The organism is Sphingomonas sp. Ag1, from assembly GCF_000980895.1.
GTDB classification, from domain to species: Bacteria; Pseudomonadota; Alphaproteobacteria; order Sphingomonadales; family Sphingomonadaceae; genus Sphingomonas; species Sphingomonas panaciterrae.
In genome coordinates this window covers 1-6,421 of the sequence record NZ_LAZX01000052.1, presented here as the reverse complement: position 1 = coordinate 6,421, position 6,421 = coordinate 1, and the positions used below count along the sequence as shown (strand labels likewise).

The window sequence follows — 6,421 nt, the reverse complement described above, 5'->3', positions numbered from 1 at the left end:
GAGCGACGCGATGCTGGATGCGCCGGCGGAGGGCTGGGCGGAACTGAGCGCGATCCGTTGCGAGGGCGCGGGATCGGTGATCGGGATCGGCGACGCGGTGCTGCCCGAGCATGGGCTGCGCATCGCGAGCGGCTATGACGACAGCTATCACCTGACGCCGGCGCGGCTGCTGCGCAATGTGCTCCACCTCGGCTATCGCGGGGCGATCATCCATTATGTCGGGATGAGCCATTATTTTCGGCTCGACGCCGACATGATGGTGACCGGCGGGGTGAATGCGCCGTGCGCGGCGTGGCACCGATCCTTTGCGCAAGCGGCGGCGGCGCTTGGCCAGGACGTGATCTGGTCGCTGTCATACGAATTGTTCGATGCGCATTGCCCGGCGGACTGGAAGCAACGTGACGCCGATGGCGCGCCGGCGCTGACCGGGTGGGAGCCGCCGTCGACCCTGCTGTCACCCGCCCATGCGGGGGCGATGGCGTATCTCCAGCGGATCGCCTGCGCCTTTGTGGCGATCGGGGTGGAGGCGGGGCTGGCGCCGCGGTTCCAGGTGGGGGAGCCATGGTGGTGGGTGCGGGCGGACGGGCGGCCGTGCCTGTATGATGAAGCCGCGGTGGCGCTGTTCGCGCCGGTGGCGATCCCCAGCGTGGCGGCGCCGCTGACGGCAGCGCAATGCCTGACGCTGGACCAGGCGGGGGCGGTGCTGGCCGGCTCCACCGCGGCGCTGTGCGCGGCCGTGGCGGCGGCGCATCCCGGGTGCGAGACGCATCTGCTGGCCTATCTGCCGACCGTGCTGGACCGCGCGGCGCCAGAGGCGAAGCGGATGAACCTGCCGATCGGCTGGGCGAGCCCGGCGTTCGATGTGCTTCAGCTGGAGGATTATGACTGGGTGACGGCGGGCGATGTCGCCTCGACGCGCGAGGGCGTGGCGCTGGCGAGCGCGCGGCTCGGCTATCCGGCGGCGCGGCAGGATTATCTCGCCGGCTTCGTGCTGCGGCCCGAGGACAAGGCGCAATGGGCGCCGATCGAGGCGGCGGCCGAGGCCGCGCGGGGGCGGGGCGTGCGGGGCGTGCATGTCTGGGCGCTGCCGCAGGTGATGCGCGACGGCTTCGTTCATTGGGATGCGCCGGGTGCGCGACACGGGGAGGATGCGGTGCAGGACTTTGACGATGTGCTGTTTCCGCTGGCGCTGGGCGCGGAGGCGGAGGTGATGCCGGAGTTCTCGACGGCGGTGGTGACGAGCGCGGGCGGGCGGGAAAGCCGCAATGCGAGCTGGGCGGGGGCGCGCACCCGCTATGACGTGGGGCCGGGGGTGCGCAGCGAAGCGGATATCGCGGCGCTGCTCGATTTCTTCCGCGCGCGGGTCGGGCCGGCGCGGGGATTCCGGTTGCGCGATCCGTTCGATTTCGCGGCGTCAGAGGTGGTGATCGGCAGGGGCGACGGGGTGACGCGCGGCTTTGTGTTGGTGAAGCACTACGGCGAGGCGGGCGATGCTCCCGCGCGGCGTATCACGCGGCCGGTGCCGGGATCGGTGCGGGTGATGCTTGACGGGGTGGAGACGCAGGGGTTCACGGTCGAGCCCGGCGGGGTGGTGATGCTGGACGAGGCGCCCGCTGCGGGGGTCACGGTACGCGCGAGCTTCGCCTTCGACGTGCCGGTGCGCTTTGCCGAAGACCGGCTGAGCGTGACGCGCGCAACGTTCCTGGCGGGGGCGGCGCCGGCCGTGCCGCTGATCGAGGTGCATGAGGCATGAGCGATCGGCTGACCACCTTTGCCATGCTGTGGACGCTGGAGCGGCGCGACGGCGTGACGATCGGGCTGACCGATCACGACCGCGACCTCGTAATAGAGGGGCGGCGCTATCACGCGGCACCCGGCATGATCCCGGCGGCGATCCGGCGCAGCGATGGGCTTGATGCCGCGATCAGCGAGACGGAGGGCGCGCTGAGCAGCGCGGCGATCGCGGCGGATGACCTGATCGCCGGCCGCTGGGACGCAGCGCGGATCACGGTGGCGATCGTCGACTGGGCGCGCGGCGGGGCGCCGCTGGTGCTGAACAGCGGAACGATCGGCGCGGTAGAATTGGAGGTCGATGCGGCCGGCGGGGGCGCGTTTCGGGTCGAGCTTCACGGGCCGGCCGCTGCGCTCGACCGCGCGGTGGCGGAGGAGACGAGCGCGACGTGCCGCGCCAGCCTGGGCGATCGCCGATGCCGGGTGGCGATGGCCGGGCGGCGGCGGTTCGCGCGGGTGCGCGCGGTCGAGGGGGCGAGCGTGATGCTCGATCAGCGCGAACCGGTGGCCGATGCTTATGGCGGGGGCACGTTGCGCTGGATCGGCGGCGCCGCGTGCGGGCTGGAGCAGGCGATCCTGCAATCGGACGACGAAAGGGTGACATTGTCCGCCGAAGCGGCGGTTGGGGCGGCGCCGGGTCTGTTGGTGCTGCTGCGCGAGGGGTGCGATAAGACGGTTGCGACGTGCGTGGCGCGGTTCGGCAATATCGTGAACTTTCGCGGGGAGCCGTACCTGCCCGGCATGGACCTGTTGACGCGCTACCCCGGCGCATGACCCGGGGAGAGCGCGTCGCGGCGGCGGCGCGGGCGCTGATCGGCGTACCCTTTCGGCTGCATGGTCGTGATCCGGCGATCGGGCTGGACTGCGTCGGCGTGGTGGCCGCAGCGCTGCGGGGCGCGGGGCACATCGGCCCGATGCCGGAGGGCTATGCGATCCGTTGTGGCAATGCGCAGGGCTACGCCGATTGCTGGCAGGGCCTCGCGCCGGCGGGGGGCGGGCAAGCCGGCGACATCCTGTTGTGCCGGGTGGCCGCGATGCACCTGCATCTGGCGGTGCGCACGCAGGAGGGGATCATCCATGCCGATGTCGGGCTGGGCCGGGTGGTGGCGCGACCGGGCGCGCCGCCCTGGCCGATCGAGACGGCGTGGCAATTGGGGGAAGGTTGATGGCGACTTTGGTGCTGACGACTGTCGGCGGGCTTGCCGGCGGGCCGATCGGGGCGGCGCTGGGCGGCATGCTGGGCCAGGCGGTGGACCGCAATGTGCTGTTCCGGCCCAAGGGGCGACATGGGCCGCGCCTCAACGATCTGGCGGTGCAGACGTCGCACTATGGCCAACCGATCCCGCGCCTGTTCGGGCGGATGCGCGTCGCGGGCCACGTGATCTGGGCGACCGACCTGGTGGAGCGGCGCGAGCGGCAGGGCGGGGGCAAGGGACAGCCGGCGATGACGCGCTACGCCTATTCGGCGAGCGTTGCCGTGGCATTGTCGGCGCGAGCGATCCGCGGCGTAGGGCGGATCTGGGCTGATGGCAACCTGTTGCGCGGAGCGGCGGGGGACTGGAAAGTGCCGGTGCAATTCCGCCTGCACCTGGGCAGCGAGGATCAGGCGGCCGACCCGCTGATCGCGAGCGCCGAGGGTGGCGAAAATGCGCCGGCCCATCGCGGCATCGCTTATGCCGTATTCGAGGATTTGCCGCTGGAGGCGTTCGGCAATCGCATCCCGTCGCTGACGTTCGAGGTGATTGCCGATGATGCGCCGGTACCCGCCGCTACGATCGCGCAGGCACTGGCGCCCGCGGTGATCGCGAGCGTGCCGGGCGACGAGGCGGCGATGCTGCCGATCGATGGCTTTTCCGCTTACGGTGACAGTGTCCGGTCGGTGATCGAGACGCTGGCGGAAGTGGCGGGCGCCTGGTTTGTTCCGATCGGTGACCGGGTGGCGATGCGCGGTGACCCCGCGCCGGCGCGGATGCTGGCGGGGGGAGCGGGGCAGCGGCGGATCGCGCCGCCTGCACGCGCGCCGCACGCCATGACGGTCAGCCATTATGATCCGGCGCGTGATTGGCAGGCGGGGGTGCAGCGCGCGGTTCGTCCTGGCGCGCTTGGGGCGGCGATGTCGATTGACCTTGCTGCGGCGCTGCCGGCGGAGCGCGCGCGGGCGGTGGCAGAGACGATGCTGGCGCGCACCTCCAGCGCGCGCGCCACGCGGCGGATCGTCACGGACATCGCGGCGGTCGACGTGTTGCCGGGAAGCGTGGTGTCGCTGTCCGGCGAGCCGGGGGCGTGGCGTGTGCGATCGGTGGAGATCGAGCGATTTGCCGTGACGATCGAGCTGGTGGCCTTGCCGCCGCCGGTGGTTGCGCTGCCGGCCGCGTCCGGGCGGGTGCTTCGCCAGGTGGATGTGCCGGCGGGGCAGACGATCGTGCACGTCGCGGAACTGCCCGCCATGATGGGGGAGGGCGCCGGTCCGACGATCGCCGTCGTCGCGGCGGGCAGCACGCCGCATTGGCGACGCGCGATGATCCATCACAGCATCGACGATGGCGCGAGCTGGACGGCGGCGGGGGCAACGCCGGCCGCCGGAACCATCGGCACGATCGTGGCCGCAGCATCGGCCGCGCCCGCCACGCTGGTCGATCGCCGCACCGTGATCGAGGTATCGTTGGCGCATGACGGCATGATGCTGACGAGTATGGACGCGGCAGGGCTGGATCGCGGCGGGAACCTGGCGCTGGTCGGTGACGAGTTGCTGCAATTCGGAAGCGTCGAGCAGGTCGGGGCGTGTCGCTGGCGGCTCTCCGATCTGTGGCGCGGACGGTTCGGGACGACGCCGGCCTTGCTGGCACCCGGGGATCGCTTCGTGATCCTGGAGCGGGAAGCGATGCTGCGGATCCTTCCTCTCACGGGCGCCGGTGGAACCGTGCGCGTCATGGCGCGGGGGGTCGGGGATGAGCAAGGTGTGGAGGCCGCGGTGCGGCTGACCGGCGCTGCGAGCCTTCCGCTGGCGCCGGTGCATCTGTCGGCGGACATCCGCGAGGGGGCGCTCGCCCTGCGCTGGCGCCGCCGCAGCCGCGTCGATTGGTGGTGGCGCGACCATGTCGACGTGCCGCTTGGCGAAGAGCGCGAGGCCTATGAGGTTACCGTCACCACTGCGATCGCCAGCCACATTGTCGTGACGGCGGTTCCGTACGTGACGGTGCCGCTGAGCGCGCTGAACGGCGCGCCGCTGCGGGCCGCGGTGCGGCAGATCGGCAGCCTCGGCGCATCCTCGCCCGCAACGCTGACCCTGGGAGATGATGAATGATGGTGAACACCACGGCGCGCTGGGCGCTGCCGCTGCTGCATGCCGGACAGGCGCAGAAGGAACTCGACCACAATGAAGCGCTGGCGCTGATCGATCTTGCCCTTCACGCCTGCGTCGAGGCGATCGGGGTCGATGTGCCGCCGAGCGCGCCGGTGGACGGGCAATGCTGGATCGTCGGGGCGGAACCTGTCGGCGACTGGGCGGGACAGGCGCTGGCGCTGGCGGGATGGACGGCGGGCGGCTGGCGCTTCGTTGGCCCGCGCGACGGCATGGCGGTGGCGTGCCGCGAGGGCGGGGTGATCGCGCGCTTTGGAAACGGTGAATGGGTGGCCGGGGCAGTGCACACAACCGGTGTTTTCGTCGGCGGAACCCGCGTGCTCACGACGCAACAGCCCGCCATCGCCGACGCAACCAACGGAACTAACGTCGATTCCGCCGCCCGGGCCACGCTTTCCCTTGTTCTGGAGGCGCTTCGGGCGCACGGTTTGATCGCCCGCTAGGGGTGTGGCAAACCCGCAACAGTCGCTTCTTTTTGTCGTCTTGCGTGGAAACTATCCCTTCTTTACTGAGTTAGCGCTGTCCGTAGTGACACCATGGAAAGGGGAATATTATGCGGAAGCTTGCCGTAGTTCTGGCATTCGCTTCTACCGCACTCGCCTCGCCTGCACTTGCCCGCGATAACGCGTGGTACGTAGGCGCCGAGTTCGGTGGGATGATCGTCGAGGACATCGAGTACGACATCACCGCCGCCACCAGCGGCACCGGCACCGTCGATAGCAAGTACGGCTATGACGTCGGTGGCGTGACCGGTTACGACTTTGGCAGCTTCCGCCTGGAAGCCGAAGTCGCCTACAAGTCGGCTGTGGTTGACGGCTATTCGTCGACCGTCGGTACGCCCGTTCTCGGCGCGGCTGGGCCGGGTATCGCGGCTCCGGGCACCTATGACTTCGCTGGCGGCCGTACCTCGGCGCTGAGCTTCATGGTCAACGGCCTGCTCGATTTCGGCGACGACGACAGCATTCAGGGCTTCATCGGCGGCGGTGTCGGCGTGGCGCGCGTCAAGTCGCGTATCGCGCTGAACCAGCGTGGCAGCTTCCTCGATGACTCCGACACCGTGTTCGCATGGCAGGGCATCGCGGGCGTTCGCGCACCGCTGACCGACAACCTCGATGCAACGCTGAAGTATCGCTTCTTCAACGCCAGCAACGTGAAGCTGGTCGACGTGGCGAACCGTGGCTTTGACGGTCGTTTCCGGTCGCACAGCATCCTGGGCGGTCTGACCTACAACTTCGGCGAGCCGGTTGCACCGCCGCCGCCGCCGCCGCC

Annotated in this window: 6 protein-coding genes; all 6 read left to right on the top strand. The window is 70.3% G+C overall.

The genetic code is table 11. The features are described 5' to 3' along the window. Positions 1 to 1,753, top strand: a 1,753-nt coding sequence (locus XM50_RS00715; RefSeq protein ID WP_046406546.1) for a DUF2460 domain-containing protein, incomplete at its 5' end; no start/stop codon positions are given. Further along, positions 1,750 to 2,565: a DUF2163 domain-containing protein gene (locus XM50_RS00710; protein ID WP_046406543.1), complete on the top strand. Its 816-nt coding sequence runs from the start codon at positions 1,750 to 1,752 to the stop codon at positions 2,563 to 2,565. The genes XM50_RS00715 and XM50_RS00710, both read left to right, overlap by 4 nt. After that, positions 2,562 to 2,957, top strand: a complete 396-nt coding sequence (locus XM50_RS00705) for a hypothetical protein (protein ID WP_046406541.1) — start codon at positions 2,562 to 2,564, stop codon at positions 2,955 to 2,957. Before XM50_RS00710 ends, XM50_RS00705 begins: the two co-directional genes overlap by 4 nt. Then, positions 2,957 to 5,095, top strand: coding sequence for a phage tail protein (locus tag XM50_RS00700; RefSeq protein WP_046406540.1), 2,139 nt, complete (start codon positions 2,957 to 2,959; stop codon positions 5,093 to 5,095). Before XM50_RS00705 ends, XM50_RS00700 begins: the two co-directional genes overlap by 1 nt. After that, complete coding sequence (locus tag XM50_RS00695) at positions 5,092 to 5,595, top strand: DUF2793 domain-containing protein (RefSeq protein ID WP_046406538.1); 504 nt, start codon at positions 5,092 to 5,094, stop codon at positions 5,593 to 5,595. The genes XM50_RS00700 and XM50_RS00695 overlap by 4 nt, the downstream gene beginning before the upstream one ends. A 110-nt stretch (positions 5,596 to 5,705) precedes the next feature. Then, on the top strand, positions 5,706 to 6,421 hold a 716-nt coding region (locus XM50_RS00690), incomplete at its 3' end, for an outer membrane protein (RefSeq protein ID WP_046406544.1).

What these genes read in the sequence shown, in the direction of transcription:
- XM50_RS00705 (WP_046406541.1), top strand. Translation starts at nt 2,562, where the DNA reads ATGACCCGGGGAGAGCGCGTCGCGGCGGCGGCGCGGGCGCTGATCGGC.
- XM50_RS00710 (WP_046406543.1), top strand. Translation starts at nt 1,750, where the DNA reads ATGAGCGATCGGCTGACCACCTTTGCCATGCTGTGGACGCTGGAGCGG.
- XM50_RS00700 (WP_046406540.1), top strand. Translation starts at nt 2,957, where the DNA reads ATGGCGACTTTGGTGCTGACGACTGTCGGCGGGCTTGCCGGCGGGCCG.
- XM50_RS00695 (WP_046406538.1), top strand. Translation starts at nt 5,092, where the DNA reads ATGATGGTGAACACCACGGCGCGCTGGGCGCTGCCGCTGCTGCATGCC.